Genomic DNA, 25148 nt, shown 5'->3' with positions numbered 1-25148 from the left:
GAGGTAGTCGCCATGGGTGTGCGCCGTTGGCTGCTGATAGTGTTGTGCGCTCTCGCAACCCAGATTCTCGCCGATGAAGCACCTGTCCCTGGCAAGATCATGCTGGCCAGTGAGCAGTGGAACGACTACACCAACAAAGATGGCAGCGGCCTGGCCTGGGATGTGTTGCGAAAGATCTTCGAGCCGGTGGGCATTACCGTGCAAACCCGCAGCGTGCCCTATACCCGTTCGGTCGGCCTGGCCCAGCGTGGCGAGGTGGATGGCTGGGTCGGTTCTTATCGCGACGAAGCCAGTGGCGTGTTGTACCCGCACTGGAATTTCGACTCCGACCACATCTACGCCCTAGGGCTGGCAGCCACACCTGCACCGAGCATCGCCACGCTGGGCAATTATCGTTTGGCCTGGGTGCGCGGCTACAAGTACGAGGAATACCTGCCGAATGTGCGCCGCTTCAACCCGATAGAACGTCGGAGTGGCATCCTGCCGATGCTGCAACACGGCCGCGCCGACTTCTATATTGATGCCCTCACTGAAGCCAAATACGTGCTCAGCCAGTCGGATGACCCGGCGCAATTCAAGCTCACTCATATAGCCGAACTGCCGCTCTACATAGGCTTTGCCGACACCGAGCGTGGGCGGGCATTGATGGGGGTTTATGAGCAACGCATGGCCACGTTGGTGAAGAGCGGCGAGTTGAAAGCGATTTTCGAGCACTGGAAACAACCGTACCCGTTCTGACCTGCATAGAACCAGGACGAAGGCCAATCGAACCTATTGATCTTTATCAGCGATAATTCAGCTTAAGCGTCTGTAGGAACCTGCTGTTACAATGACGCCCTCTGTGAAATCTGAAATCAGGAGCACACGGTGCCCGTCGTTTTCGTCGCCGCTTCCAAGCTGCCTACCCCTTTTGCCACGTTCACCATGAACGGCTTTCTCGAAGAAGCCACTGGCCGCGAGCACGTCGTGCTCAGCCTGGGTGATATCGCCGACGGCGCGCCGGTGCTCGGCCGCGTGCATTCCGAATGCCTGACCGGCGACGCCTTGTTCAGCCAGCGCTGCGACTGCGGCTCGCAACTGGAAGCGGCGATGCGCGCCATTGCCCGTGAAGGCCGTGGTGTGCTGCTGTACTTGCGCCAGGAAGGCCGTGGCATTGGCCTGATGAACAAGATTCGCGCCTACGAGCTGCAAGATGGTGGCGCCGATACCGTCGAAGCCAACGAGCGCCTGGGTTTTGCCGCCGACCAGCGCGACTACGCGATCTGCTTGCCGATGCTGGAGCATTTGGGCGTCAAATCCCTGCGCCTGATGACCAACAACCCGCGCAAAGTCAAAGCCTTGACCGAGATGGGCATCACCGTGGCCGAGCGCGTGCCGCTGCACACCGGGCAAAACCCGCACAACAAGCTCTACCTGGCCACCAAAGCCAGCAAGCTCGACCACATGATGGGTAACGAGCATCAGGGCGAGGTCGACCGCGCGTGACCCGTGGCCAGGTAAAACGGCGACTGTCCTTCAACTGGTGGCAGTACCTGGCCCTGGCATTGCTCCCGTTGTTTGTCATCAACCTGGTGTTTGGTCAGGCCGAATCCCTGCTTCCCGTACTGGCCATGCCGTTCTTTATTGCCGGCGTGGCCTCGATGTTTCTGAGCCTGCGTTATTTTCATGGCTATAAACACGCGCTGATTGCCACTTCCAAAGCCCTCGACACGCCCGAAGAACCGGCTGCCTGGATCACCCTCGCGGCACGTCGGCGCACGGCGTTGCTGGTGGCTGCCCTGCCGGCCTGGATCGGTGCGTTGGCGGTGTTTGTCGGCCTGGAGGCGGTGCCGCTGTGCCTGCTGGCGCTGTCGACACTGGTGCTGTTCTATCTCTATCGCATCCCGCGTCAGCTGGGATGATGCGTGTTTGGCTGTCGCTTCTGGTGCTGGCATTCAGTGCCCAGGCGATTGCGGTTGAACGCGTCGTCAGCCTGGCGCCGTCTCTCTCCGAAATCGTGGTTGAACTGGGCGCCGCCGACCTGCTGGTGGGCGTGCTCGATGGCGGCGAGCGCCCGGCGGCATTGGCCCAAGTGCCGTCGGTTGGGCAATACGGCCAACTGAATATGGAGCGCTTGCTCAGCCTCAAGCCCGACCTCATTCTGCTCTGGCCCGGCAGTGTTGGCCCGGCCCAGCGCGAGCAATTGCAGCGCCTGAATATCCCGGTTTATGTGGCTGAACCCCATAGCCTTGAACAGCTGACGGCCCAGGTACAAGCCATCGCTCAACAATTGGGCCGCGAAGCGGCGGGGCGCACGCTGGCCGCGCAGTTACGCCAACGCTTGGCCGATCTGCGCCAACGCTATCAGCGCGCCGAACCGTTACGTGTGTTTTATCAGGTATGGAACCAGCCGCTGTACACCGTGGGCGGCGGGCAGATCATCAGTGATGCCTTGGAGGTATGTGGCGCACGCAACGTGTTTGCCGACCTCAAGCTGCCCGCACCGCAGGTCAGCGTCGAGTCAGTGTTGCAGCGCAATCCCCAACTGATCCTGGCGGGTGATCAGGCGCAACTCGACGAGTGGAAGGCCTGGCCTCAGATCGCGGCGGTGGCTGAAGGTCGTTTGCAGGTCGTGCCCGACAAGGGGCTGGAGCGGCCCAGCGGGCAGATGGTTGAGGCCATCGCGAAGCTCTGTCAGGCAATGGCTGCCCAGCGCTGAGAGTCGCTGTGTTTTCGTCTGCTGCGGTGCGATTAGTCTGTCAAAATCATCGGATTTTGCCTGGCGATCTACCCGCCTAGGGGTGCTAGTTTCGCGGCTCTCCCATTCGAGCTGATCAAGGACACATCATGCGTTATTTATTGGCGATGGCCGGCGCCGCTTTCGCATTGGCGCTTATAAGCGGGTGCGATATTTCCCAAAGAATTTCCGAACTGAGGACCTTTGGTAATCACCCTGTGGTGGACAGGACCGCAACGGTGGACAGCACCCAGCAAGACCTCCTCACTATCCAGAAGCCTGCGAAAATCACCTCGATCCGTGGCGGCACCTCCCAGTGCTTTGATTACGCGTTGGAGCGCGATGGTAAAAGAGCCGACTATTTCGTCTCGTTCACCTCCCAGGGTTGGGCAAATGCCTGGGGCTACTCAACGTGCAGCAAGCAGGTGGCAGCAGGCGGCCTGACGTCTAACGAGCGGATCAAGAGGCAGTACTGACCATTGATAGTGCGCGCTGGCGTTACAGTTCCGGCGTCCAGGTCACTCCGAACAACAGCGCCCGGCCTTCTTCCCGGTAGCCGTATTGTTGGCCTTGATACTGATACAGCGCCCGGCTGTAGTCTTTGTTCAGCAGGTTATCGACCTTCATGTTCAATGTTACTTCACGGTTCACCGCCCAACTGGCGCGAAGCCCCAGCAACCCGTAACCACCCAACCGTTGCTGGTTTTTCGGGTCATCGTAGCTGCTGCTTACCGCTTGCCAGCTGGCGCCGACGCCAAACTGATCGAATTGGCGATCCAGATCCAGGCTCACCGTGCGTCTGGCGCGGCGGGCCAATGTGCGGCCGGTGTCGCGGTCGCGTGGGTCAATCATCGCCAGCCCAAGGCTGCCTTGCCAGCCGAACAGTTCTTGCTTGAGCGCGGCTTCAAAGCCATTGATGCGGGCCGAGCTGACGTTTTGTGGGCCGTCGCTGCCGAACACGATGGCGTCCTGAATATCGGTGCGGTACAGCGACGCTTCCAGGCGGCTGGTGTCGCTGAGCTGGCTGCGCCACTGCAGCTCATAGCTTTTGGAGGTTTCGGGTTTCAGATTCGGGTTGGCGTTTTTAAAGCCGTATTCGTCCGGGTAGTAAAGGTCGTTGAAGGTCGGTGCGCGGAAGCCTTCGCTGTAACTGAACAACAGGTCGTTATCCGGGTTCACCGGCAGGGTCAGGGTGCCGCTCCAGCTGGTGTGACCGCCGAATTGCTGGTTCTGGTCGCGGCGCAGGCCCAGCTCGGTGGAAAAATACTGTGTTTCAAAGCGGTGCTGGATAAACGCGGCGCGGTTCCAGCGGCTGTCTTCGGCGAGCACCGTACTGCTGTTGACCCGGTCTTCGTACCAGTCGCCGCCCAGGATCAGGCTGTTCTGATCATTGAGGGTCAAGTCGTTCTGCCAGGTCAGCGAGTCGCGGTAGGTGTTGAACACGCTGCGGTCGTCGCTGAGTTTATCCAGAGTCTTTTCGCGGTTTTCACTGTGTCCCAGCTCCAGGCGAGACTTCCACGCATCGTTGAGGCGCGCGTCGACATAACTGCTGACGCTGCTGACGGTGAAGTCTGTATAGGGTTGTTGCTGGAAGCTCTGGTAATTGAGCGAGTCATAGCGACCAAAAGGGTTGTCGAATTCGCTTTTGCCACGGTTATCCAGCACATTCACGCCAGCGTCGATCTCATCGGTGAAGGCATGGCTCAGGCTGAAACTGATGGCTTGGTTGCGATAAGCATCGTGGTCGCCATCGCTCGGGTACGACGTGCGTGTGCGGTTGATCCCCGCCGTGTCATCCAGACTGGCGCCAAGGCTGAAGCGGGTTTGCTGGTCGCCGCCGGACAGTCCCAGGTTGCGCTCCCACGTCTGATTGCTGCCAAAGCCCACGTGCAGGCGCGGTTGCAGGCCCGACTCGGTGTTGCGCCGGGTGAAGATCTGAATCACCCCGCCAATCGCATCGCTGCCGTAGATCGCCGAGCGCGAACCGCGCAACACTTCTACGCGCTCGATCTGGTCGATGTTGAGGTATTGCAGGTTGCTGGTGCCGGTGGTGGAGCTGCTGATGCGCTGACCATCCACCAACACCAGGCTCTGGGCGGTGGACGTGCCGCGCACATACACGTTGGTCACGCTGCCACGGCCACCACTTTGCGCCACCTGCACACCGGGCACACGGCTGAGCAAGTCGCTCACGCTGGTGGGCTGCAAGCGGTCGATGTCGTCGCGGGTAAACACGCTGTTGGCGGCGCTGCTGTCGTTACGCGCCTGCACCTGGCGGTTGGCGCTGATCACCACGTTGGGGAGTTTGAGGGCGTCGTCGCGCTCGAAGCTGTCGGCCAGCACGGCAGTGGCGGGGAGCAGCAGCAGGGGCAGGGCAAAGCGAAGGCGATTCATGGGCTGTCCATAGCATTGAGCAGCAATACAAAAACAATGTGGGAGCTGGCTTGCCTGCGATGCGGTCACCTCGGTTTTTTCAGTAAGACCGAGGTGATGCTATCGCAGGCAAGCCAGCTCCCACATGTTATTGGTGTTTACAGGCCCAGCAGCGCCATGCGCGCGCGCACCGAAGCCTCGACCCCGGCCTCATCCAGGCCACATTCGGCCAGCATCTGCGCCGGTTTGGCGTGTTCCACATACACATCCGGCAAGCCCAGGTGCAGCACCGACTTGAGGATGTTCTCCCGTGCCAGGAACTCACTGACTGCCGCACCGGCGCCACCCATGATGGCGTTTTCTTCGACGGTCACCAGCAGTTCATGGCTGGCGGCGATTTCACGCACTAAGGTCTCATCCAGCGGTTTGACGAAGCGCATGTCGACCACGGTAGCGTCGATTTTCTCGGCGACCTTCAGGGCTTCGGCCACTTGCACGCCGAACACCAGAAACGCGACCTTGCTGCCCTGGCGGCGCACGATGCCTTTGCCAATCTCGATCGGCTCGAGGTTTTTCTCGATTACTGCATTTGGGCCGTTGCCGCGCGGGTAGCGCACGGCAGCCGGGCCGTTGTACAGGTGGCCGGTGCTGAGCATCTTGCGCAGCTCGTTTTCGTCGCTCGGGGTCATCACCAGCATGCCGGGGATGCAGCGCAGGTAGGACAAATCGAAGCTGCCGGCGTGAGTCGGGCCGTCTTCGCCGACCAAACCTGCGCGGTCGATGGCGAACAGCACGTCGAGGTTCTGCACCGCCACATCGTGAACAAGCTGGTCATAGCCGCGTTGCAGGAAGGTGGAGTAAATCGCGACCACCGGCTTGGCGCCTTCACAGGCCATGCCGGCGGCGAAGGTCACCGCGTGTTGCTCGGCAATTGCCACGTCGAAGTAGCGCAGTGGGAAACGCTCGCTGAACGCCACCAGGTCGGAGCCTTCCTTCATCGCCGGGGTGATACCCACCAGGCGCGGGTCGGCGGCGGCCATGTCGCACAGCCATTCGCCAAACACGCCGGAATACTTCGGCCCGCTGGCTTTTTTCGGCGCAGCGGCGGGCGCATCCACGGGTTCGAGCTTGGTGATGGCGTGGTAACCAATCGGGTCGACTTCTGCCGGAGCGAAGCCTTTGCCTTTTTTGGTGACGATATGCAGGAACTGCGGGCCCTTGAGGTCACGCATATTGCGCAGCGTGGCGATCAGGGTCGGCAGGTCATGGCCGTCGATCGGGCCGATGTAATTCCAGCCCAGCTCTTCAAACAGGGTGCCGGGCACCAGCATGCCCTTGGCATATTCTTCGGTACGCCGGGCAATTTCCCACGCGCCGGGCAGGCGCGAGAGCACCTTCTTGCTGCCTTCGCGCATGCTGGCGTAGGTGCGGCTTGAAAGGATTTTTGCCAGGTAATTGGACAGGCCACCCACATTGCGCGAAATCGACATGTCGTTGTCGTTGAGGATCACCAACATGTTGGCGTCCACTTCCGGCGCGTGGTTCAGTGCTTCAAAGGCCATGCCGGCGGTCAGCGCGCCATCACCAATCACCGCAATCGCCTTGCGGTCGCTGCCTTGCAGGCGGGCGGCAATTGCCATGCCCAGCGCGGCGCTGATGGAGGTGCTGGAGTGGCCGACGCCAAAGGTGTCGTACTCGCTCTCGGAGCGGCGCGGGAAGGCGGCCAGGCCGTCCTTCTGGCGCAGGCTGCCCATGCGCTCGCGGCGGCCCGTGAGGATTTTATGCGGATACGCCTGATGGCCCACGTCCCACACCAGCCGGTCGTCCGGGGTGTCGAACACGTAGTGCAAGGCGATGGTCAGCTCGATGACGCCCAGCCCGGCACCGAAATGCCCACCGGTCTGGCCGACCGTGTAGAGCAATTCCAGGCGCAACTCATCGGCCAGGGTTTCCAGCTCGGCTTCACCCAGTCGACGCAGGCCAACCGGCGTGACAGCACGGTCGAGCAGGGGCGTGGACGGGCGCTTGCGGGGAATCTCTTGAAACGTCGTGGGCATCAGGCGAATCGTTATAGGTATAGAAGAGGCGGCAGTTTACCTCAAGCGGTGCAAACTGCCCACGCAGGGCGCCGAACTTGGCCGATATGCGGCGCGAAAGGCCGCGGTTATCAGTGGCGGCGTTCGACGATATACCGCGCCAGGTCGCGCAGTGGCTCGGCCGCCGCGTCGAAAGGTCGCAGGGCGTCCAGGGCCTGGTCGCGCAGTTCCAGGGCGTAAGCCTTGGCGGCATCAAGGCCCAGCAATGCCGGATAAGTCGGTTTGTCCCGGGCGATATCCGCGCCTTGGCGTTTGCCCAGGGTGGCAGTGTCACTTTCCACGTCGAGAATGTCGTCCTGCACCTGAAACGCCAGGCCGATGGCCCGGGAATAGGTCTGCAGGGCCGCCAATTGCGCAGCTTCGGCGCGGCCACTGGCCAGGGCGCCCAAGTGTACGGCGGCTTCGATCAGCGCGCCGGTCTTGTGACGGTGCATATGTTCGAGGGCTTTTTGGTCGAGCTTGAGGCTGACCGAACCCATGTCGATGGCCTGCCCGCCGACCATACCGGCCGGGCCTGCGGCCAAGGCCAGGGCCGTGACCATGCGCAGGCTGATCTCGGCATTCACGTTGTTCAGGCGCGGGTCCAGCAAGGCGCTGAACGCCAGGCTCTGCAAGCCGTCACCGGCGAGGATCGCGTAGGCTTCGTCAAAGGCTTTATGGGTGGTGGGCTGGCCGCGACGCAGATCGTCATCGTCCATGGCCGGCAAATCGTCATGCACCAGGGAATAGGCATGAATCAGTTCAACCGCACACGCCGCGCCATTGGCGTGCTCGGCCGGCGCACCCAGGGCTTCACAGGCCGCATACGCCAGCAACGGGCGCACACGTTTGCCGCCGTTCATCACGCTGTAGCGCATGGCTTCATACAAGCGCTTCATCTCCGGGCCTGGCGCTACGAACAAAGGTTCGAGCGCCGCATTGACCCGGGCCTGGCTGCTGGCCTGATACGCATCGATCATTCGGGCTGTTCCGCATCGAAAGGTTCTTCGGCCAACTCCCCGTCGCGCTCCAGCAACACCTGCACCTTCTGCTCTGCCTGCGCCAACGCGCTCTGGCAGTCGCGCGTCAGGCCGATGCCTTGCTCAAACGCCGTCAACGAGTCTTCCAGCGACAACTCGCCGTTCTCCAGACGCTCAACCAGGGTTTGCAGGTCGGCGAGGGATTGTTCGAAATCGAGTGCAACTTTTTTGCGGGCCATGGCGGCTAATCCGGTAGACGGTAAACCGGCGCGACACTAGCAGACATGGGGATTCTGGGCAAATGAGCGGGGCTGTCACTGGTCTGCCGTTGAGCCGAATAAAATGCTTATTCGGCTCATTTCGTGAGCCGATTAGGCATTTTATTCGGCTCAGCGCATACCGCAGTATTGCCCCTGTGCGTCCTTGAGCTGCGCTTCAAATGCCATCAACCCGGCCTGCATTTTCTGCAGCCCGGCAATCTGCCCGGCCAGTTCGCACTTCTTGCTGGCGATGGCCTGGTCTGCCCTTTCCCAAGGCAACGCATCGCCCTCGTGCCCGTGCAAAATCCCCTGCAACTCCTTGAGCTTGAACCCCAACTGCTGGGCGCATTTGATCAGCGTCAGCAACTCGACACTCTGCGCCGAGTAAACCCGATAACGCCCCGCACGCTGTGGCGCTGGCAGCAGGCCAATCGCTTCATAATGGCGAATCGCCTTGATGGTCGTGCCCGACAACTGCGCGGCTTTGCCGATGTACATGAAAACTCCTTTTTTCAAATAGTGCGCCGACCTGTTTCAGCCACGTGTCGCGCTGCGTTGCTGTTGATCCCAGTACAGGGCCGAACATCAGCGTCTTGGTCGGCTTGATGCCGCAAAAGGCCAGGGTCGTGCTGCGCATCTGATGAATGCCCGGCATGCGATAGACCCAGCGGTAATACCACGGCGGCGTGTCCAGGGTCACCAACAAATGGGCGGTGCGGCCCTGCAGCAGCTTATCCGGGAAAGCCTTGCCCTTACGGTATTTGAAGGCAAAGCCGGGTAGGAAAATACGGTCGATGAAGCCTTTCATCAATGCCGGGATGCCGCCCCACCAGATCGGGAAAACCCACGCCAGATGAGTCGCCCAGAGGATATCGGCTTGGGCGCTGAGCAAATCGGGTTCCAAGGCTTGGGGCAGGGCATAGCCGTTATGCAGGACCGGGTCGAAAGCCAGTTCGCCTAGCCGCAGGACGCGTACCTCGTGGCCGGCGATTGTAGCCGCGTGGATGTAGGTATCAGCGACGGCTGAGCAAAAACTGGTGCTGGAGGGGTGGCCGAGAATGAGCAGGATGCGCTGAGTCATGGTGCCGAAGCCTGAAAGTGGGCCTTTCAGGGTAGGGTGTGCTGTATAGGGGAGAGTCAAGGCACGGCCCAGCAATGCGTCGATTTGCAAAGGCCAGCAGGACGTTTCTGTGATCTGTGCAAGGCCCTTCCTGAAGCGCTCGCGGCCCCTTGTGACGGTAAAAACCACTGACTAGCCTGTGCCTCTCCAGTCAAGAGTGAAACGGGCATGAGCGAAACCTCCATCGGCTTGATCACGCCTCCTGTGGGCTACAGCGACTGGTTGAGCGACCTTAAACTGCGCATCCATACGGCCCAGCAGCGAGCAACGCTGGCGGTGAACCGCGAACTGGTGCTGCTTTACTGGCAGATCGGCCACGATATTCTGACCCGCCAGGCCGCGCAGGGTTGGGGCAGCAAGGTGGTTGATCGCCTTGCCCAAGACTTGCGCGCGGCCTTCCCCAAGATGAAGGGCTTTTCGCCGCGCAACCTCAAATATATGCGCGCTTTTGCCGAGGCGTGGCCGAATGCCGAATTTGTGCAACAGGCTGCTGCACAATTGCCGTGGGGCCACAATGTGGTGCTTCTAGACAAACTCCCCGGCCCCGAAACGCGCCGGTGGTACATCGCCCAGGCAATTGAACACAACTGGTCACGTAGCACGCTCGTGATGCAAATCGAGCATCGCCTGCTGGAGCGCAGTGGCAAGGCCGTCAGCAATTTTGAACACCATTTGCCCAAGCCCCAATCCGACCTGGCGCGCGAATCGCTCAAGGATCCTTATCGCTTCGACTTCCTCAGCCTGGCTTTGGATGCGCAGGAGCGCGATATAGAAAACGCGTTAATCAAGCACGTCACCGACTTCCTGCTTGAGCTGGGCGCCGGTTTCGCCTTTGTCGGCCAGCAGGTATTACTGGATGTAGGCGGTGATGAGTTTTTCGTCGACCTGTTGTTCTATCACCTGAAGCTGCGCTGCTACGTGGTGATCGAACTCAAGACAGGCAAATTCAAGCCCGAACACCTCGGCAAGCTGAGTTTTTACCTGTCGGCAGTGGATGCCCAGCTTAAACACCCACAGGACGGGCCCACCATCGGCCTGTTGTTGTGCAAGAGCAAAAATGAAGTGGTGGCTGAATACGCATTGCGCGACAACAACCGGCCGATCGGCGTGGCGGAGTATCAGTTGGTGGAGTCATTACCGGCAGAGCTACAAACCAGTTTGCCAAGCATTGAGCAGATTGAGCGGGAGCTGGCGGGTTAGGTGCGTTTAACCGTTACAGCCTGCCGTTCAGGCAGGCTGCAACCGTTGAGTGGATAAAATCATGCCCTTTCCTGCTTGCCCGCATCCATGTCCGTGCTGCCCCAGGGCCGCCAGTCATCGGTATGCCGTTCACTGCCATGGGGGCCGCTGGAGCTGGTGCCGCCGGCCAGGAATTTTTCCCATAGGTTCTTGCTGTCGGGGTCGCTGTCCTTGTGCAGGTAGGGTGCCAGCCGCGTCAGGGAGCTGCCTTTTTTGTCTTCGGTTTCCTTGAAGTGTTTCCATTCGTCCGACTGGTACTCGAACATCGATTTGTCGTCCGGCGTGTCGCGACCGCCGTACATATAGGTGGCATAACGCGCGTATTCGAGCTTGTCGCCCCAGTCGTCCTTGGTCACGCCGGCAGCGGCGAGGTCTTTGAAGAACTTGCCTTGGGAGTCGGTGAGCTTTTGCATTTTGGCATGCTCGACCGCCTCTGCGATCAAGGTGCCTGCCACCCCGAAGATCACACCGGCCACGGCGAAAACCGGGCCAGCAATACGGGCGCCGATGGCGAGCCCGCGTACCACGGTGGCGGCAACATCACCGGCCAGTTTGCCAGCCAGGTGAGCGCCTTTGGGGGCGAACATCGCGATGGTATTGGCAATGGCCATACCGGTACCGGATGCACCCCCGCCCAGGGTGAAGGCTGCGTCGGTTTTTTCCAGTGCGGTCTTGGCATTTTTGAGTTTGCGTGCGCCGGAAACGATGTCCATCACGCCGCCGGTCAAATCCAGGCCGGCGCCGCCCATAAAGCGCAGGAACGAGCGCCCGGAGGCGATCGCAATCTCGGATTTTGACGCCGGGCTACCTTTGCCGGGAATGTCCTTGACACCCATGTGTTCGCCAAGGGATTTGGCCGCGTTGTCGTACTCCTTGACCTCATCGGCCGACAGGTTGCCCACGTCGAGTTTCTTGAGGGTTTCGGACGACTCTTTAACCTGGGTGCTGATGGAGGCAGCCAGTGCGTCGGATTTTTCGGTGGCTTTCTTGCCCCAGATATCCGGCAGGTTCTCGTCGATCAGCCCCAGCCATTCAGTAGCTTTGATTTTTGCCGGGCCTTTGCCGTCTTTATCCACGTCAGGTTCATAGGGTTTAGTGCCTCCCAGGGTTTCCACAATGTTCGAACCGAACTTGAGGAAGTCGTTAGTAAAGCTCAAGCCGGCGACCAAGTCTTTGGCTGCGGCGATTTTCTGGTCGTCGGTCATGTTGCCGCCGCCATTGGCAAGCTGCAGGGCGCCGCTGACCAGGTTCATGGTGCCCGCCATGGCACTCAGCCCGCCGGTGGAACTGGCGGTGTGCAACACCGTCTTCAGGGAGCCGGCGGCCGCCTCGCGTTTGTCGCCCAGGCCCTTCAACTGGGTGTCGACCACCTTGTCGATGGCTTTCGGGTCGCCGCTGGCGGCTGCGAGACGAATGGCCGCTGCGATCTGTTTGTTTTCGGCCGGTGTCAGCCCTTTGATATGGCCGTCGAGGATGTCGATCTCATCCTTCATCTTTTTGTACATGTCGTAGGTTTTGTCGCCTTTGTCCAAGCCACCGAGGACGGCGTTGATACCGCCCTTGATCATCGTGAACGAGGCTTTCAACCCACTTTCGGCATTTTCCGGCGAAACCTTGTCGGGGTTCTCCATGTAGGTGTTGAGCTGGTGCGTCATCATGTTCTGGTCGAATGTCTGACGGCGTGCGGTGTAACTGTCCGGTTCGAGGATGCGCAGCGATTCAAAATAACGGTCTACGTCTAACTCGGCCATTTCGGATTTCTTTGGGTCGCCCGAGTCATTCATGGCAATTACATAGTCTTCGAAGTTCAAGTTGGCATCACGCGTGCCGTCTTTGAACAGTGCCGGGAACACTTGCTCGCGAACTTCATTCAAGCGATCTTGCGACAAGCTGCCGACACTGTTCTTAAGTTCTACGTCGTAACGGTCTTTAATGCCTTCTTTGCCCATGAGTGTGGAAATTTCTTTGGCGAGTTTGTCCTCGTCGACCATCTCCTTGACGTCCTTGCCGTTCAACTTAGTCGGGGTCTTATCCGTTTCACGGTAAGTGCCGCTGCCCAGGTTGATACTCTCGGCGTAGCCGTACAGGTCATAGCCACTGTCGAGTGCGGCCTGGGCGTCCATCAGCTTGACGATCTTGGCTTCATCCGAGTCCTCGGTCAGCTTGCCGCTCTTGATGTCATCGCGGATGCCTTGCACAAAGTTCTCGGCCGTCTGGCCGCCCACGGTCTTGTCGTTGGGCAGCTCCATGTCCATCAGCCCTTCGGCGCCGAAGGTGGGGATGTTGTATTTGTCGCGCAGGGCCTGCACGTCCTGTGGCTCATCGGGTGGCGCGGCCTTGTCGGTGTGCGTCGCGTCCTTGACGTGCATCAGGTCGCCCTTGAGGCTTGAGTAGCCGTACTTGCCGAAATCCTGCAAGCGGCCGGCCTCGGTGCCGTGCCGGGCCTCTTTGTCTTTGGTGAAGCCATCAATGCTGTCGTTGTCTTTATTGCGCGCGTCATAACCGGTCAGCAACTTGCCGTTTTCATCGATGCTGACTACATGTTCCAACACCTGGGTGGCGCGGTACGCGGCGTCGGCGTCGGTCTCGAAGTCGCCCACTTGCTTCTTGAGGTTGTCCTTCACATCGCTCTGGTTGCCGAGGTTTTTCAGCAGGGGCGTGGCGTCGATAATCTCCTTGGCCGAACGCGTGTCACCGTCGGGGCGTTTCTGCTTGTCGCCCAGGTCCGACTTGACCACTTCGCCGCGCAGGCTCGAATACCCATACTTGCCAAAGTCCTGCAAACGGCCCGCCTCGGTGCCATGCCGGGCTTCGCCGTCCTTGGTGAAACCGTCGATGCTGTGGTTGCCGACCTCCTTGCCATCGGTGAGCTTGCCGTCTTCGTCGATGTATTCCACGTGCTCCAGCACCTTGGAGGCGCGATAGGCGGCATCCGCATCTTTATCAAAATCACCGACCTGTTTTTTAAGGTTGTCCTTCACCCCGCTTTGATTGCCCAGTTGGGCAAGCAGGGGCGTGTCATCGATGATTTGCTGGGCCGAGCGGGTGTCACCTTCGGGGCGTTTCTGGCCTTTGCCCAACTCATCTTTGGGCGCGGCGGCGGCTTTTTTGACGGACTTTTCCCAGGCAGCGACAGAGCTCTTATTAGTGACCGCGGCGTCCTTTGGGGTCGTTTCTACCTTCGCTGCCATGGTTATTCTCCTGATGTAAGTGTGGCCCGGCTATTTTTAAGGCGCGCAGGGCCGTACAACTTCCTGGTTAACTACCCGAGGCTGTTTATTTGATAACAAGAGGGCGGCCTTAGTTGGGTGGCCGCTGTGTATGAATGCTGTGAATCGCAACGTCACGGAACTACGTCACGGAACTACGTTACGGAACTACGTTACTGAACTTAGCACGGAGTTTTGGCTGATTCGCAACGCCTTCACAACAATTCACAACGCCAAGGTGATTTCGGAACATTTATGCAGTAAGGCCGGTGCCCGAAAAAAAGCCCGGTGGGCACGGTGCGCTTGCGCTAGAGCGTGGCGAGGCAAGTGTGGGCGCGCCAACAACGGCATTTAACCGTTCATCAGATTGGAACAATCGAGCCTCAGCCTTGAGCGATGGGCGCTGCTGGGTGGTGCGGGAAAAAGTGAGACAAAAAATCTCACGCGTGAGCTATTGAGCCTGGCGGAAATTGCCTGTAGATTTTCTCACGCGTGAGATTTTCACAACGAGGCCAGTACCATGAAAAGCAGCTCTCCATCGAGCCCGCCCGCAGAGCCCGATACCGATTCAGCAAGCCGCAAGGGAGAGCGCTTGAAACCGCCGGTTAAAAAGCCGTCGAGCTTTTACATGAAGCAGATGCGCGCGGGGCTGGCGGCCGCCGGTTATGTGAAACACGAGACTTGGGTGCTTCCCGAAAACCGAAGCCTGCTCAAGCAAATGGAGAAACAGCTTCGCCAACCGATTCTGGCTGGCTCATTCATGTCGGAGAATTTCATGAGCGCAGGTACCAACTGGAACATCGACCGCCTCTTCAGCGCGCTGCAAGCCCTGGACGAAGTGGTCGCCAAAGACATTACGCTTTCTCTGGTTCAAGGTTCCGAGTCCAGCATCAAACTGGAAATGAACGACTTCGGGGGCTTGCCGATTTACATCGCGGTGGTGGGCGAGCAGATCATCGTCGATACCGTGCTGGTCGACGTCGAGTCCATCAACGACGTAACCGCCTTCAATGACGCCGTGCTGCGCAGCCGGGAGATGTTCCCGTTGTCGTCGATCGGTATCGAGTCCATGCCGAACGGGCAGGTTGTTTACAACATGTTTGGTGCGCTGAGTTCCGACTCCAGCCTGACCAACATCGTGACCGAGGTGAAAACCCTGGTCGATAACGTGCAGCGCGCCAGCGAAGCCTTCGAACGTTTCTTCAATTAAGTATTCGGGAGTATCCAATGACTCAGTCCATCTGGAGCAAATTGTTCACCGCGCTGCGTGGCGGTGCCAGCGAAGTCGGCGAATCGATCGTCGACCAACAGGCCCTGCGCATCCTTGATCAAGAAATTCGCGACGCCGACACAGCATTGGCCAACGCCAAGCGTGAGCTGGTGAGCATCATGGCCAAGCACAAGCTGGCAGCGGACCGCGTAGGCGAGTACGACGCCAAGATCAAAGACCTGGAATCCAAGGCGATGGCCGCTATCCAGGCCAACCGTGAAGACCTGGCCCTGGAAGTGGCCGAAGCCATTTCGACCCTGACCAACGAGCGCGACGCCGAGCAAAAGCAGACCGCCGAGTTCGGTGGCTACGCCGACAGCATGCGCAAGGACATCACCAAGGCCGAAAGCCGGATCAAAAGCCTGCGCCAGCAAGTGGACATGGCCAAGGCCCGCGAAAGCGTGCAAAAGGCCCAGGTCAGCGCGTCCGTCGCCAGCGGCGGCGCCAACGGCAAGCTGGAAACCGCCGTCGGTACACTTAACCGCCTGCAAGCCAAGCAGCAGCAACGTGCCGCTGAGCTGCAAGCCCAGGATGAACTGGCCGAGGCATCGACCGGTACTGACCTGGAACGCAAACTGCGCGAAGCCGGCATCACCCCGGACACCGGCAGCGCTAATGCGATTCTGGAGCGTCTGAAGCAAAAGTCGGCCGAGTAGCGCTTCCACTGCCCGACCCGTGGCGAGGGAGCTTGCTCCCGCTGGACTGCGTAGCAGTCCCATTTTTAGGGCCGCTGCGCAGCCCAGCGGGAGCAAGCTCCCTCGCCACAGTGACCGTGTTCTTTCTTAGCGGGCGGGCATTGACTGTGCCCTTTTTACGTCGAGGTCAGGATGGACGCCCTGAAGGGTTTCAAGACAATCGCAGGCCTGGCCGTGTTCATGGTCGCGCTGCAACTGCTCAATGTCGCCACCGGTTACAGCCTCATGGCATTCGGGCTGATCCCGAGGACCGTGCAGGGCCTGTTCGGCATCCTCACCTCACCGTTTCTGCACGCCTCCTTTGCCCACCTGAGCGCAAACCTGATTGCGTTTGTGGTGCTGGGCACCCTGGTCATGGCCGAAGGGCTCAACCGTTTCATAACCGTCAGCGCGATTATTATCCTGCTGGGCGGTTCGCTGGTCTGGCTGTTCGGGTTTACCGGCGTACACGTCGGTGCCAGCGGCTGGGTCTTTGGGCTATGGGCCTACCTCTTGTCGCGCGCCTGGTTCCACAGGAGCTGGAGCAACCTGTTAATCGCCGGTGTGGTGGCGGTGTTTTATGGCGGGTTGATCATGGGGTTTGTGCCGCGCCAGGGGATTTCCTTCGAAGGGCATCTGTTTGGTGCGCTCGCCGGCTTTATTGCTGCCAAGGTACTTCTCTCAACACCGCGCAGCAGGTTTAATGCCGGGTGAACGCACTTGCGCCTACCGACGCTGAGGCGATGGCGTCAGGAATCAAATACCCAGGGAGTCAGGGGCGACATGTCGAATTTTCTTGTGTGGCGCTCGGGCGTCATCTTCCGCTTTTATTGTTTCTCATCTATTCCCTTCTCTATCGCTTCCACCCACCTCAAGGAACTCTCCAATGGGATGGTTTAAACAGTTGATGGGGCTTGAGGCCCCACAAACGAATGCCGAGTCAATATCGCCGCTGCCGACCACCGGCCCGCTAGGCCTGGCGCCCGGCAAAGGCGTGATGTTCGACACCACCCTGAAATTGTTGCTCGATGGGAAAACCTCGGTGGTGATCCCCGGCTCCCAGGAAGTCTGGGCCAACGGCACCGTTGACCTCGGGCAATCGACCTGGCTGTCGCGCTACTACATGAACGACGAAGATTACTGGCTGCAGGTGCACACCACCGGCGAAGTCGCCGGGCAGGTCGAGTCGGTGATCCTGTTCAATTACTTGAGCTACGTCACCCTCAGCAGCGAAGCGGAACTGCGTCGGCTGGCAGGCCCACAAAGCCTGATCGGGCTACCGACTTACACCCACAACGGCGTCGAATACACCCGTGTTTGGGGCAGCGAAGCCGGCCAGACCGAATTGGTGGCGATGAGCGAGCGCGTGATAAACCCGGAAGACGCCTACAACGTCGAGCACCGTTCGATGCTGTACGCCCGTGACACCGGCCTGACCGATCGCCGCGAGTTCCTGCTGTTTTCCGTCGAAGAAGATGCCGAGGGTGGCATCAGCCTGAGCACGTCGCTGGGCATTTCGCTGTACACAACCGACCTGACTGCGCTCTAAAAAAGGAAGCCATCCATGCTAGAAGCTCTCTCCATCTCCCTGAACAAAGCGGCTGTGCTCGGCTTTGTCATCTACATCCTGGGGGCTGCGGTGCTGTTCGCGCTGTTCCAGTTCATCTACACCCGCATCACTCCGCACAAGGAGTTCGAACTGATCCGCGCCGGCAACGTTTCGGCGTCGGTCGCCCTGGGCGGCGCGATCATTGGCTTCGCTATTCCGGCCAGCAATGTGATTGCCTACTCCATCAGCCTGCTGGATTTTGTCGTCTGGTCGGTGATCGCCGCCGTCGTCCAACTGCTGGCGTTTCTGCTGACCAGCCTGGTGCTCAAAGGCACGTCCGAGCGCATCAAGAACGGCGAAGTCGCGGCCGGCATCTACGTGGCCGCCGTGGCTATCAGCGTCGGCATGCTGAACGCCGCGTGCATGACGCCCACCCAGTACTGATTGCGCACGGAGCTCTCGATGAAACGAAGCAAGTACGTCCAGCTGTCGCTGGCAGCGTCGGTCGCCATGGCGATATCCGGCTGCGGGCCGACCGAAAAAACCTACGATTTGCAGAAGAAGTACAACTTCCAGTCGGTACAGCAGTGCGCCGATGAAAAGCTGCCGGTCGACGTCTGCTCCGACGCCTACATGACCGCCATGGCCGAGCACCGCCGCATCGCGCCGGTGTACGACAGGCAGACCGATTGCGATGCCGACTTTGTCGCCGACTGGTGCCAGCAAGACTCCTCCGGCAAGTTCATCCCAAGGCTGGGCGGTTTCGAACTGACCGCCGAAGGCCAGGTGACCCAATCCCAGGTCGATGCCGCCAATGCCCAAGTCGCCGGTTCGCAAGCCAACAGCGGTGGCTCAGGTTTCTCCACCAGCAGCCTGCTGACCGGCCTGTTGATCGGCAACATGCTCAGCAACAATCGCAACAGCTACCGCTCCGAGCCGGTGTACCGCTACCGCGATGATCGTGGCAATTACGGCAACTCGACGCTCAACCAGCGTGTCTCCAACGGGGCGACCTTTGGCCGTTCCAACCAGGCCCGATATGGCAGCAGCAATTACTCCAACACGCTGCGCTCCTCCAGCAAACCGGTGAACGTTGCGTCGTCCACCTCCCGTGGCGGTTTTGGCAGCAAAGCCAGCGCCCGCAGCGGCTGGGGCGGCGGTGGTTCGAGCAGTTAAGGAAGCCAGGCCATGAAGAAGATCCACTGCGCAGAACGTCATGACTGGAAACAGACCGCCGACAGCCTCGGCTTCCTGTTCCATACTATCGACGGCGAACCCTACTGGGACGAAAGCGCGTACTACCAGTTCACGCTCCAGCAAATTGAGCGCGACCTCGAAGACCCGACCACCGAGATCCATGACATGTGCATGGACCTCGTGGCCCGCGTGGTGCAGAACGAGGAACTGCTGGAACGCCTGAGCATTCCCGCGCCGTTCTTCGACATGATCCGCACTTCTTGGCTCGAAGGCCACCCGCACCTGTACGGGCGCATGGACTTCTCCTACAACGGCAGCGGCCCAGCCAAACTGCTCGAGCTCAACTACGACACACCCACCAGCCTCTACGAAGCGGCGGCGTTTCAGTGGGGCTGGCTGGAACAATGCATCGAACGCGGCCTGCTGCCCAAGCACGCCGACCAGTTCAACAGCATCGACACCAAGCTGCATCAAGCTTTCGCCCAATTGCAGCTCAACCAGCCGTTCTACTTCGCCTCGATGAAAGACTCGATCGAAGACAAAGGCACCACCGACTACCTGCGCCTGGTCGCCGAAAAAGTCGGCATCGAATCCCGCCACATCGATATCGAAGACATCGGCCTCACCAGCGAAGGCCGCTTCGTCGACCTTGAGGATCGCTGGATTCCCCACCTGTTCAAACTGCACGCCTGGGAGTTCATCTTCCACGAACCCTTCGGCGCCGCGATTGCCCAGAGCGACACCCAGTTCTTCGAGCCCGCGTGGAAAGCCATCCTCTCCAACAAAGGCATCCTGCCGCTGCTGTGGGAGTTCAATAAAGGCCACCCGAACCTGCTTGCCTCCCACCTGGACCCCGACCCCGGCAAAGCCGTGCCAAAGGGCTGGGTGCGCAAACCGTTCTTCTCCCGCGAAGGCGCCAACATCGAACTGCAAACCGACGACGGCCTGATCGTAAAAGAAGACGGCCCCTACACGGACGCGCCGTTTATCCTTCAAGAATTTGCGCCGCTGCCGAGGTTTGGCGACAGCTACACACTGATCGGCTCCTGGGTCATCGCTGACCAAGCCGCAGGCATCGGCGTGCGCGAAGACAACAGCCTGATCACCAAGGACTCAAGCCGGTTTCTACCGCACCTGATCCTCGACTGAACCACCCCAATTGCAACGCAGCAAAGCCCAAATGTGGGAGCGGGCTTGCCCGCGATGACGGTATGTCAGCCACCGAATGTAGTGACTGATTCACCGCCATCGCGGGCAAGCCCGCTCCCACAGGTTAAAGCCGCTCAACCTCACCCCTGACGCGCTGCCAGCACCGAATAGCTGTTCATCAAGTTCCGATAGTTAGGAATCCGCTGCGACAACAAATTCCCCAGCCCCTCGATATCGTTGCGCCAGTCACCCTGCAACTCACACGCCACCGAAAACCAATTCATCATCTGCGCTCCCGCTTGCACCATCCGGCTCCACGCCGCCTGCTGCACCGTCGTATTAAACGTACCCGACGCATCCGTCACCACAAACACCTCAAACCCCTCCGCCAGCGCCGACAACGTCGGGAACGTCACACACACATCCGTCACCACACCCGCAATAATGATCTGCTTACGCCCAGTCGCCTTGACCGCCTTGACGAAATCCTCGTTGTCCCACGCATTGATCTGACCAGGGCGAGCGATATAAGGCGCATCCGGAAACATCTCCTTCAACTCCGGCACCAACGGGCCGTTGGGGCCTTGCTCGAAGCTGGTGGTGAGGATGGTCGGCAAGTTGAAGAACTTGGCGACGTCCGCCAGGGCCAGCACGTTGTTCTTGAACTCGTTGGGGGAGAAGTCCTGTACCAGCGAGATCAGGCCGGTTTGGTGGTCGATCAGCAGAACAATGGCGTCGTCTTTGTTCAAGCGGCTGAGGGTTGGAGTGCTCATGGTTGAAGTCCTTTTTTGATTGGGTTGGTTTGGCGTTGCGTTCAACATGGGCACAGATTAATGGGAGGGTTGGACGTGATAAATCGGCTGGCATGTGTCTTACCGTCAACTTAAAAAGGACAATCAAACTGACGGAACAAACACCGGGACTTTTTGGCCGCTCGGCGTGGGCGCAAACGCCACCTTGAGCCGTTGCCCGATGCACAAGCGGTGCGCAGCCTCACACTGGATGACCGACAACATCGTTGGCCCTTCGTCGAGCGTCACGTAGGCAATGCAATGCACGTCGTCTGCGCGCCCGCTATAGCTGAAGCTGTACAAGGTGGCGCCACCGCTGGCGACGATCCAATCGGTTGCGGTGCTGCCGGTGAACGGGCTGTGATCGCGGGGGTAGTAGTAGGCCTTGCCGGTGTCCAGGCAACGGCGTAGCAACAGTTGGTCTTGATTGGCGGCAGCCCAGAAGGGCGCACTTTCCGCGGTGATGTGCGGTGAGGTCAGTGGCATATCAAAGGCGCTCCAGTATGAGTGTGGCGCTGCCGTGGCGTGAGCCCAGCAGGCCGCCGGTGCCGTGGGCCAGAGCCAGTGCGCAATGAGGCCGTTGAACGGCCGGGTGTGCTTCGCCGCGCAACTGGCGCACAGCCTCAATTAGCCTGGCCATGCCGCCGCGATGGCCGGGGTGGTTATTGCACAGGCCGCCGCCGTCAGTGTTTACCGCCAAGGGGCCGACACCGCTGATCAACTTGCCGTCGCTGACAAAGGCGCCGCCCTGGCCAGGGGCGCAAAAACCGAGGTTTTCCAGCTGGATCAATACGGTGATGGTGAAGCTGTCGTACAGCGAGGCGTAGTCAATATCGCCAGGTGTGAGGCGCGCCTCGCCAAATGCATCGGCGCCGGATTGCGCGCCACCTGAGGTCAGCAGGTCGAAGTAACCGCCGTTCAGATGGTTAATCGCATAGCCCGAACCGATAGGCGTAATCAGCGGCCGTTTGAGCGAGCGCGCAATGGCCGGATGTGCCAGCACCAGGGCGCCGCCGCCGTCGCTGATCACGCAGCAGTCCAAGCGCCGCAAAGGGGCGGCGACCCAGGGTGAACTCAGTACGTCTTCCACCGTCACCACATTACGCAACATGGCCTGCGGGTTGTGCTGGGCATGGTGCGATGCCGCGACTTTTATCCAGGCCAATTGCTCGGCCGTGGTGCCGTGTTCGTACTGATGGCGCATGGCGCACATCGCGTAGCGGTTGACCACGGCAGCGCCATAGGGCGTTTCAAACGGTGCTTCACAGGCGCTGTACGCTGGGTCTAATGCGCTGCTTTGCGGACGTTGGCGCTCGGCACGCGGGCGCCCGGCCTGGGTGATCAAGGCGACACGGCAGCGCCCATCGGCGATGGCGCGTGTAGCCTGGGCGACTTGATGCATGTAGGACGAGCCCCAACTTTCCGTCGTATCCAGGTGCCGTGGCTGGATACCCAGGTACTCGACCATGGAGAACGGCCCTACGCCTGGCGCTCCCCAGCCCGGTACATCGCTGGCGCAGAAATAGCCGTCGACATCACTGAGGCTCAGCCCCGCATCCTCCAGTGCGCCGCGTGCCACATCGGCATGCAACTGCGCCAGGGAGCGGTCCGTGGCGTGGCGGGTAGGGTGTTCATAGGCACCCACGATATAAGCTTTACCCCTCATGGCTGACGGCTCCGGGCGGCGTATTCGATAAAGAACTCAAGCGCCTGCGGGTCACGCATGGCGCTGGGGTTGGCGACTTTCTGCGGGTCGTGTCCCATCAGGATCCGGCGTACCGGCACTTCCATTTTTTTCCCGGTGAGGGTGGTGGGAATCAGCGGTACAGCCAGGATGCAGTCCGGCACATGCCGAGGTGTGCACGCCAGGCGCAGGCAGTCGTTCACGCGTTGCTGCAAAGGCTCATCCAACACCGCGTCGGCACGCAGCTGTACAAACAGCGGCATAAAGAAACCGCCCTCGGGCAAATCAAGGTTAACGATCAGTGCATCCTCGATTTCTGCGATGTGCTCCAGCGCCCGGTAAATCTCTGCCGTGCCGATCCGCACGCCAAAGCGGTTCAGCGTCGCATCGGAACGCCCCAGCACCTGGCAGCCGCCGCGAGCATTGAGCAAAAAGAAATCCCCATGGCGCCACACGCCCGGCCACGGCTGAAAGTAGCTGTCGCGATAGCGCTCTCCCGTGGGGTCATTCCAGAAATACACCGGCATCGACGGCATGGGCGACCTCACCACCAGCTCGCCGACTTGATCGATCACCGGTTGGCCGTGCGCATCAAACGCATGGGCATCCACCCCCAGGGCGCGCGCCTGGATCTCGCCGGCATACACCGGCAAGGTCGGTACGCCACTGACCAAACCGGTGCAGATATCCGTACCGCCGCTGCCCGTGTTGACCCACACCGCCGTGCTCAGGTTGCGGTAAAACCATGCATTACACTGCGGTGAAACCGGCGACCCCACCGGCATTACCGTGCGCAGTGCGTGCAGGTCAAAACGCTCGCCGGGCACCACCCCCTCGCGTTGCATCAGTTCAATGTAGGTGGGGCTGGTGCCGAAAAAACTCGCGCGGCTGTCTTGCAGGATTTGCCACAGCGCATCGGTGCCTGGCCAGGTGGGATGGCCGTCGTAAAGCACCGGGCGTACACCGCAGAGCAAGGCACTGAACAAGGTGTTCCACATCATCCAGCCGGTGGTGGTGAAAATGAAGGCGGTGTCACCCGCACGAAAATCCAGGTGCAGATGCAGTGCTTTGAGCTGCTCCAGCAGAACCCCGCCATGGCTGTGAACGATGGCTTTGGGCACCCCCGTGGTGCCGGACGAGAACAGTACCCATAACGGATGATCGAAGGGGACTTGCTCGCACTGGAAATCGGCGGCGGGCACGCTGGGGCGCAGGCGCAAGCTGTGCCAGTCGATGGCGTTAGGCAGCGTCAATGGCTCATCAGCAAACAGCGCCGGCAGCACAATCACCTGTTGGATACTGCCCAACTCGCCGACGATCTGCCGGACCTGGTCGCGCCGGTCAAACACCTTGCCGCCATACCGGTAACCGTCCACCGCCAACAGCACTTTCGGCGCTAATTGCCGCACCCGATCCAGCACACCCTCGCTGCCGAAATCCGGCGAGCAACTGGCCCAGATCGCACCGATGGCTGCGCAGGCACATAGCGCAATCATCGCCTCGGGAATGTTTGGCAGGTAAGCCACCACGCGATCACCGGGCACTACGCCGAGCTCTCGCAGATAGCTGGCGAGCGTGCGCACCTGGTCGCAGAACTCGACCCATGGCAAGCCCTGCAACGCAGCGGATTCGCTCAGGTAGAGCAGCGCATCGCCTTGCCGTTCGTTGCGCAAAATGTGTTCGGCAAAATTCAGCTGCGCGCCGGGAAACCACTCTGCACCTGGCATCGTACGTTCACCCAGCACCGCGTGGTACGGGCTACTGGTCTGCACCTTGAAGTGGTCCCAGATCGATTGCCAGAAAGCGTCCAGATCATCGACCGACCACTGCCATAGCCCGTGGTAGTCGACAAAACTCAGCCCGCGCTCGCGTTTGAGCCAAGCCAGGTAATGCGTGAGGCGGGTATGTTGGATATGTTCAGGGGAGGGCTGCCAAAGCCGTTGGCCCTGGACCACTTCGTTGAATGCAGTCGCCACGATTAAAGACCTCTGACGTTTTTGTTTTTAGGGTCATGGGGTATTCATGCGTGACGGACTGTAGCGATAAATTGTACGACGTACAATTGATGGGCTTTCTGATTATGTTGTGCGATTTTTCAGCGACGCGATGCCAGGGTTTCCAGGCCGCAGAGGAAGGTGTCGACATAAAACGCAAAGCTCTCATGCAGCGGCGCGTGCACACCATTTTGCCAGCGCAGGCTGAAACCTCGGTTGCTGAGCTGGTCCATGTTCTGCGCAAGGGTCGGGTGCTGCTCGGCGTCAACGGCCTGCAGGCTTTCCTGTACTTGCTTCTGCCACGCCTCGGTGTTCTCCGGCAGCGGGGCGAACTCCAAGGTGGTGAAACCGGCAAGGGCGGCGATAAATGTGTTGTAGGCGCCAGCCAATGAATGCCCGCTGAAACCCGCTTGCTGCAACGCTGCCAATACGCCTTCCACCAACTTGAAGTCGGTGCGGGTGTTGGAGACCAGTTGCGCACCGAGTAACGGCGCCACATTCGGGTGCTGGTGCACAGCGTTATGGCAATTAACCAGAGTGGCGCGAAGGTAGTCCTGCCAGCGCTCCTGAGGCTGCGGTGCCACCTGTTCGAGGACTTTGGCCAACACTTCGCTCAACAGCAATTCACGTGACGAGACGTACCAGTAAATGGCCGTGGGGTACACGCCCAGGCTATTTGCCAAGTTGCGCAGGCTGCATTTTTCCAGGCCTTCGCGGTCGATCAATGCCAATGCGGCGGCGATAATCGTGTCTTTATTCAGTTGGTTTTGCGGGTCTTCGCCAACGGTTTTTTTACGCCTGCCTCGTGGGTTTGCGGTTTTGCTGGTCATGGACGTTGTTCCGGTTGAGCGACGGCGAAAGGATAGCC

The 25148-nt window shown here is 60.0% G+C and carries 25 protein-coding genes; 13 read left to right on the top strand and 12 right to left on the bottom strand.

Annotation, left to right across the window (positions count from 1 at the left end; genetic code table 11):
- Positions 1-12: 12 nt before the first annotated feature.
- The 5 genes from GIW48_RS03805 (at position 13) to GIW48_RS03785 (ending at position 3192) form a co-directional block, all read left to right on the top strand.
- On the top strand, positions 13-738 hold the full coding sequence (locus GIW48_RS03805; protein ID WP_099547555.1) for a substrate-binding periplasmic protein: 726 nt from the start codon (positions 13-15) through the stop codon (positions 736-738).
- 129 nt (positions 739-867) lie between these two features.
- Positions 868-1485: a GTP cyclohydrolase II gene (gene ribA / locus GIW48_RS03800; protein ID WP_017135999.1), complete on the top strand. Its 618-nt coding sequence runs from the start codon at positions 868-870 to the stop codon at positions 1483-1485.
- Positions 1482-1901: a nuclear FMR1 interacting 1 family protein gene (locus GIW48_RS03795; protein ID WP_064454324.1), complete on the top strand. Its 420-nt coding sequence runs from the start codon at positions 1482-1484 to the stop codon at positions 1899-1901. The genes ribA and GIW48_RS03795 overlap by 4 nt, the downstream gene beginning before the upstream one ends.
- Entirely contained in the window at positions 1898-2698 is an 801-nt protein-coding gene (locus tag GIW48_RS03790; protein WP_236460131.1) for a cobalamin-binding protein, read from the top strand. Before GIW48_RS03795 ends, GIW48_RS03790 begins: the two co-directional genes overlap by 4 nt.
- Before the next feature lie 128 nt (positions 2699-2826).
- Positions 2827-3192, top strand: coding sequence for a hypothetical protein (locus tag GIW48_RS03785; RefSeq protein ID WP_017136002.1), 366 nt, complete (start codon positions 2827-2829; stop codon positions 3190-3192).
- A 22-nt stretch (positions 3193-3214) separates the two neighbouring features.
- Here the strand turns inward: GIW48_RS03785 and GIW48_RS03780 are convergent, their stop codons facing one another.
- The 6 genes from GIW48_RS03780 to GIW48_RS03755 all read right to left on the bottom strand — a co-directional run bounded on the left by GIW48_RS03780 (position 3215) and on the right by GIW48_RS03755 (position 9485).
- Positions 3215-5110 carry a TonB-dependent receptor domain-containing protein gene (locus GIW48_RS03780; protein WP_236460130.1) on the bottom strand — a complete coding sequence of 632 codons (1896 nt, stop codon included), beginning with the start codon at positions 5108-5110 and terminating at the stop codon, positions 3215-3217.
- Positions 5111-5247: 137 nt separating this feature from the next.
- Entirely contained in the window at positions 5248-7146 is a 1899-nt protein-coding gene (dxs, locus tag GIW48_RS03775; protein ID WP_236460129.1) for a 1-deoxy-D-xylulose-5-phosphate synthase, read from the bottom strand.
- 110 nt (positions 7147-7256) lie between these two features.
- Positions 7257-8144 carry a polyprenyl synthetase family protein gene (locus GIW48_RS03770; RefSeq protein WP_236460128.1) on the bottom strand — a complete coding sequence of 296 codons (888 nt, stop codon included), beginning with the start codon at positions 8142-8144 and terminating at the stop codon, positions 7257-7259.
- Positions 8141-8383, bottom strand: coding sequence for an exodeoxyribonuclease VII small subunit (locus tag GIW48_RS03765; RefSeq protein WP_003176346.1), 243 nt, complete (start codon positions 8381-8383; stop codon positions 8141-8143). The genes GIW48_RS03770 and GIW48_RS03765 overlap by 4 nt, the downstream gene beginning before the upstream one ends.
- A gap of 150 nt (positions 8384-8533) precedes the next feature.
- A complete protein-coding gene (locus GIW48_RS03760; RefSeq protein ID WP_017136005.1) occupies positions 8534-8902 on the bottom strand; it encodes a MerR family transcriptional regulator in 369 nt (122 codons plus the stop codon).
- On the bottom strand, positions 8841-9485 hold the full coding sequence (locus GIW48_RS03755) for an NAD(P)H-dependent oxidoreductase (RefSeq protein WP_138452001.1): 645 nt from the start codon (positions 9483-9485) through the stop codon (positions 8841-8843). The genes GIW48_RS03760 and GIW48_RS03755 overlap by 62 nt, the downstream gene beginning before the upstream one ends.
- 207 nt (positions 9486-9692) lie before the next feature.
- On the opposite strand from GIW48_RS03755, the gene GIW48_RS03750 reads away from it, so the two are divergent.
- Positions 9693-10724, top strand: a complete 1032-nt coding sequence (locus tag GIW48_RS03750) for a PDDEXK nuclease domain-containing protein (protein ID WP_236460126.1) — start codon at positions 9693-9695, stop codon at positions 10722-10724.
- A 59-nt stretch (positions 10725-10783) separates the two neighbouring features.
- On the opposite strand, the gene GIW48_RS03745 is transcribed toward GIW48_RS03750, so the two are convergent.
- A complete protein-coding gene (locus tag GIW48_RS03745) occupies positions 10784-13954 on the bottom strand; it encodes a hypothetical protein (protein WP_236460124.1) in 3171 nt (1056 codons plus the stop codon).
- A gap of 646 nt (positions 13955-14600) precedes the next feature.
- Between GIW48_RS03745 and GIW48_RS03740 the strand changes: the two genes are divergently transcribed.
- The 7 genes from GIW48_RS03740 to GIW48_RS03710 all read left to right on the top strand — a co-directional run bounded on the left by GIW48_RS03740 (position 14601) and on the right by GIW48_RS03710 (position 19811).
- The gene (locus tag GIW48_RS03740; protein ID WP_032865490.1) at positions 14601-15182 is read left to right on the top strand and encodes a YjfI family protein; all 582 of its coding nucleotides are present in this window, start codon (positions 14601-14603) and stop codon (positions 15180-15182) included.
- 17 nt (positions 15183-15199) lie between these two features.
- Positions 15200-15898, top strand: coding sequence for a PspA/IM30 family protein (locus GIW48_RS03735; protein ID WP_017136010.1), 699 nt, complete (start codon positions 15200-15202; stop codon positions 15896-15898).
- 171 nt (positions 15899-16069) lie between these two features.
- On the top strand, positions 16070-16630 hold the full coding sequence (locus GIW48_RS03730) for a rhomboid family intramembrane serine protease (RefSeq protein ID WP_017136011.1): 561 nt from the start codon (positions 16070-16072) through the stop codon (positions 16628-16630).
- 172 nt (positions 16631-16802) lie between these two features.
- Positions 16803-17465: a DUF2491 family protein gene (locus tag GIW48_RS03725; protein WP_099547566.1), complete on the top strand. Its 663-nt coding sequence runs from the start codon at positions 16803-16805 to the stop codon at positions 17463-17465.
- Between the two features lie 15 nt (positions 17466-17480).
- Entirely contained in the window at positions 17481-17909 is a 429-nt protein-coding gene (locus GIW48_RS03720; protein WP_017136013.1) for a DUF350 domain-containing protein, read from the top strand.
- Between the two features lie 18 nt (positions 17910-17927).
- The gene (locus tag GIW48_RS03715; RefSeq protein ID WP_236460122.1) at positions 17928-18641 is read left to right on the top strand and encodes a DUF1190 domain-containing protein; all 714 of its coding nucleotides are present in this window, start codon (positions 17928-17930) and stop codon (positions 18639-18641) included.
- A 12-nt stretch (positions 18642-18653) separates the two neighbouring features.
- Complete coding sequence (locus GIW48_RS03710; RefSeq protein WP_099547567.1) at positions 18654-19811, top strand: glutathionylspermidine synthase family protein; 1158 nt, start codon at positions 18654-18656, stop codon at positions 19809-19811.
- Positions 19812-19951: 140 nt separating this feature from the next.
- On the opposite strand, the gene ycaC is transcribed toward GIW48_RS03710, so the two are convergent.
- The 5 genes from ycaC to GIW48_RS03685 form a co-directional block, all read right to left on the bottom strand.
- Positions 19952-20584 (bottom strand): isochorismate family cysteine hydrolase YcaC, encoded by a 633-nt coding sequence (gene ycaC, locus GIW48_RS03705; RefSeq protein ID WP_236460121.1) that lies wholly within the window; start codon positions 20582-20584, stop codon positions 19952-19954.
- A gap of 123 nt (positions 20585-20707) precedes the next feature.
- Positions 20708-21088 carry a Zn-ribbon domain-containing OB-fold protein gene (locus GIW48_RS03700; protein ID WP_176991809.1) on the bottom strand — a complete coding sequence of 127 codons (381 nt, stop codon included), beginning with the start codon at positions 21086-21088 and terminating at the stop codon, positions 20708-20710.
- Position 21089: 1 nt separating this feature from the next.
- On the bottom strand, positions 21090-22268 hold the full coding sequence (locus tag GIW48_RS03695; protein WP_099547570.1) for a thiolase domain-containing protein: 1179 nt from the start codon (positions 22266-22268) through the stop codon (positions 21090-21092).
- On the bottom strand, positions 22265-24262 hold the full coding sequence (locus GIW48_RS03690; RefSeq protein WP_236460120.1) for an acetoacetate--CoA ligase: 1998 nt from the start codon (positions 24260-24262) through the stop codon (positions 22265-22267). Before GIW48_RS03690 ends, GIW48_RS03695 begins: the two co-directional genes overlap by 4 nt.
- Before the next feature lie 119 nt (positions 24263-24381).
- Entirely contained in the window at positions 24382-25110 is a 729-nt protein-coding gene (locus tag GIW48_RS03685) for a TetR family transcriptional regulator (protein WP_236460119.1), read from the bottom strand.
- Positions 25111-25148 lie beyond the last annotated feature (38 nt).

The sequence above is a fragment of the Pseudomonas sp. PA-6-3C genome (genome assembly GCF_021605825.1).
In the GTDB taxonomy this organism is placed as follows: Bacteria; Pseudomonadota; Gammaproteobacteria; order Pseudomonadales; family Pseudomonadaceae; genus Aquipseudomonas; species Aquipseudomonas edaphica.
This window is presented reverse-complemented; position numbering and strand designations above follow the sequence as displayed.